The following is a 3,819-nucleotide window of genomic DNA, read 5'->3' as shown; positions in this document are numbered from 1 at the left end:
GAGGAGGAACAAATATGAGTTCTAACAAGAGAAATTATAAAAAGTTTGTTGCGGTAATAGCTATTGGATCAATGGTGCTAGCTGGTGGTGTGATGGTTTTAGCAAAGGGCGGAGAAAATGAGACGATATCGCTTGGAAGTCAGAAGATAGTGCTAGATGATAGTGTGGCTATAGAATCTGTCGACAGTGTAGAAAATTTTTCTGCGAAGATGTGGTTATCTGAAAATAAGGTTATAGGTGTTTCAGATCAGCCTAGTGATAACGAAAGTAGTATACCGAGCGTATGTATTTACGATATGAAAACTAAAAGTTTAGAAAAATTATTTTCAGGAAAAAAAGGCGAAAAAATAGGTGTAGGAGCTTTATTGGATGAAAATAGATTTTTGTATACGGAGCTTGTAAATGGAGACTTATCAAAACACGTTTACAGATGCTATGTATATGATATGGAGAGTAAAAAACGAATAGAACTTTCGTCAAAAATGACAGATTCAGATAAAAATTTGCAAAAAGGCAAGATATTATTGGCTGAAGGAATGAATGATGATATAAAGATTTTTGAAGTGGATTTTGAAGGAAATAGAAAAGAAATTAAGCTTTCAAAAGACATCATTTCTACACTAAATGACTTTAAAGAGTTTACTTTTGAAGATTATATAAAATCATTTTATAATACTGAGTATGAAATCAGAGAAGAATTTACAGAAGATGAGAAGAGGTATAAGCTTCTAAAACCTGAAGTTACTTGGATGAGTGCTGATGATAGGATAAAACTTTTAAGGTCTAATTATGAAAAAGACATTTTATACAATAGAGTATCTTGGCTAAAAAAATTGGATGATTCAAAGATCTATATTGAATCGCAAAATAGAATACCATATGTATATGATATAACAACAGGTAATCTTGAAAAGTATCATTCAAAAGATGGAAAATATTTAAGAAGGTATGAAAATAAGTTAGAGGGGTACGCTGAATATGACTTTAGCAAAGACGGGACTAGAACGCTTTGGGCATTAGATAGCAGTGGCAAGAAAAACAATATAATAGATTCAGGAGAAACTTATGGAGAGAGCATTTCACCAGATAAAACAAAGATAGTTTATAAAAAAACTTCTAAAGATGGTCAGAATCACACATTTGTTTATGAAATGAATTCAAAAAAAGGTGTCGAGATATTTGCACCAGTATCTGGACAAATAGAGTGGTATGATGATTCGAGTAAGTTTATCATGGATGGCAAGAAAAAGGATGAAAATGGTAATTGGTATTATGTTAGCAGTATAATTAGTTTGAATTAAGAGGTGGTTTATTGATGATTAGGGTTTTAGTTGCAGATGATGAAGCTAATATCACAGATTCTATAGCATATGCACTTAAAAGAGAAGGATATGATGTAGAGTGTGCATATGATGGCGAAGAAACGCTGAAAAAAATAACAAAGTTTTGTCCACATATATTAGTTTTGGATTTGATGATGCCGGTTTACGATGGCTATGAGGTTTGCAGGAGAATAGATCCAGATACTAATATGGGTATACTTATGCTTACTGCAAAGAATGACTTGATGGACAAGGTTGTAGGACTTGAGCTTGGGGCTGACGACTATGTGACAAAACCCTTTGATTTAGTAGAACTTCTAGCTAGGATTAGATCGCTTGTTAGAAGATTAAAAAAAGCATCAGGCATTTTGGATAACGTAGAAATGGATAGTTGTGATGAGAATAATTATAAAGAAAATGAAGATCAAAAATCTTGCAATGTGGATATAAAACTGCTTGAACGGCTAGTGTATGTCGATGGAGAAGCGGTTGAATTCAAGCCAAAAGAATTTGATTTACTTGTGTTTTTAGCTGAAAATAATGGAAGAGTATTTTCGAGAGAGCAGATACTAGAATCGGTTTGGGATATGGATTATCTAGGTGGTACTAGAACTATAGATATTCACATTCAGAGGATAAGAAAGAAACTTGGCGATTATGCTGTAAACATATGCACTGTGCCTAGAGTTGGATATAAAGCAGTTGATTTTGAAGGGGTATTTTCATGAACTCATTTGAGCACTTAAATTTGAAGCGACGAGCAAGTCTTTTAGGAAAGGTAAAGGGTATAAAGTTTAAGTGGACGGTGTTTATACTTTTCTTACTTTTGCTAAATATGTTTATACTAGGTGTATTTTTGCTAAAAGGTATACATAGCCATCAAAAAAATACTTATGAGAATTTGCTTATGGAAAATAGCAAACTTTCGAATTTATACATCAGAGAACGCTATATCTCTAGGGAAGATTCAGTTGGAATAAATCTAGGATATGGAAGTGCAAGTAATGCTGATGAGCTAAAAAATATGAACTTTAAAGAGTTCTATGAAAAAGAAGCATACAGCCTATCTGTTGCTATAGAGAAAATGGTTCATCTTCAAGTAGCTTTGTTTGATTATGAGGGTGAATTATTAGATGGAAGTTTCAAAGAGCCACTTTTAGATCGAGATAGACCTCTTTTAAAAAGAGCACTTAGCGATGAAATCGTATATGAGAAAAGAGGAGATGAAATCACTTATTTTGCACCTGTATATGATTTTGAAAATCAAGTTGGAGCTATGAAGATAGTCTATATAGCTGATTTAGAGCGGGTATTTTACAATGAGATAAAGTGGTTATTTGTAAAAATAGCTATAATAGCTCTTGTGATAAGCGGTGGAGCTGGCATATGGTATTTTTCAGGGATTAGCAGGCAGATATTGAAATTGAAGAGTGACATGAAATCTATAGAATCAGGGAAATATGACATAGAAGATATAATCAAAACAGATGATGAAATAGAAGAGCTGAGCCGAGGGATATATTATGCAGCTAGTAAAATAAATTCAGATGTAAATGCATTGTTTGATGAAAAATCTAAATTAGAGCTAGCCTTAGAAAAACTTAGAAAGCTTGAGCGTCAGCAAAAGGCATTTATAGGAGATATAACTCATGAATTTAAAACACCACTTACGGTTATAAAAGCTCAGTTAGATTTGATGTGGCTTTACAAGGATGATGAAGAACTAGTCGTACAGGCGAAGGCAATTGCAGAGAAAGAAATCAAGAGGCTAGATTCTATGGTTGCAAAGACATTATATCTTTCAAAACTAGAAAAATACGATTTTGAAAAGCAGATAGAATCAGTTGATATGAAAATGCTACTAGAGGATATATGTCAGAGGATGGAAGGAAAAGCAAGGAAGTTCGGTATAAAACTGAATCTTGATTTGATTGCCTGGACATTTGAATGTGATAAGGACCAGATGATGCAGATAGTGATAAATCTAGTAGATAATGCCATAAAGTACAACCATGTAGGAGGAGCTATATTTATAAGGACCTATGAAAAATCTGATTTAGTGTATTTGGAAATAGAAGATACGGGAATCGGAATAGCAGATGAGGATAAAAAACATATTTTTGAACCATTTTATGTAGTGGATAAAAACAGATCTAAAAAATTCTCCGGGACAGGACTAGGACTTGCATTAGTAAAGAAATTAGCAAAAGCACAAGGTCTCGACATACAGGTATCAGATGGCGAAAATGGAACGAAAATGACACTCAAAAATATTGATAGTTAGATGAAAAAAGAACTTATATTTGGAGTATATTACCAGATATAAGTTCTCTTTGTATTATTTACGAGAGTATATAATAAGTGGTGTAAACTTCTGAAATAATATAAAATAATATTATGAGGAGGGATACACCACTATGTCGTTATTAGATAAAAAAGAATTAAGAAAGTTAATGAAAAAAGGACAGCTTACTGATATTTCTGATATTCAAGATTT

At 32.8% G+C, this 3,819-nt stretch carries 3 protein-coding genes; all 3 read left to right on the top strand.

Translation table 11 applies throughout. The annotated features are described in order from the left end of the window. Positions 1 to 14: 14 nt before the first annotated feature. Genes N4A40_14205 through N4A40_14195 form a run of 3 tightly spaced genes read left to right on the top strand, consistent with a single transcriptional unit; the run spans position 15 to position 3,606 of the window. Positions 15 to 1,301: a hypothetical protein gene (locus N4A40_14205; protein ID MCT4663006.1), complete on the top strand. Its 1,287-nt coding sequence runs from the start codon at positions 15 to 17 to the stop codon at positions 1,299 to 1,301. A gap of 14 nt (positions 1,302 to 1,315) precedes the next feature. After that, on the top strand, positions 1,316 to 2,050 hold the full coding sequence (locus N4A40_14200; GenBank protein ID MCT4663005.1) for a response regulator transcription factor: 735 nt from the start codon (positions 1,316 to 1,318) through the stop codon (positions 2,048 to 2,050). After that, positions 2,047 to 3,606, top strand: a complete 1,560-nt coding sequence (locus N4A40_14195; protein ID MCT4663004.1) for a HAMP domain-containing histidine kinase — start codon at positions 2,047 to 2,049, stop codon at positions 3,604 to 3,606. The genes N4A40_14200 and N4A40_14195 overlap by 4 nt, the downstream gene beginning before the upstream one ends. The last annotated feature ends 213 nt before the right edge of the window (positions 3,607 to 3,819 follow it).

It is taken from the genome of Tissierellales bacterium, from assembly GCA_025210965.1.
Taxonomy (GTDB): domain Bacteria; phylum Bacillota; class Clostridia; order Tissierellales; family JAOAQY01; genus JAOAQY01.
The sequence above is the reverse complement of the archived record's forward strand: the minus strand, read 5'-3'. Positions and strand labels throughout refer to the sequence as shown.

Bases quoted from the DNA above. Each gene is read 5' to 3' on its own strand.
- N4A40_14205 (MCT4663006.1), top strand. From the start codon at position 15: ATGAGTTCTAACAAGAGAAATTATAAAAAGTTTGTTGCGGTAATAGCT.
- N4A40_14200 (MCT4663005.1), top strand. From the start codon at position 1,316: ATGATTAGGGTTTTAGTTGCAGATGATGAAGCTAATATCACAGATTCT.
- N4A40_14195 (MCT4663004.1), top strand. From the start codon at position 2,047: ATGAACTCATTTGAGCACTTAAATTTGAAGCGACGAGCAAGTCTTTTA.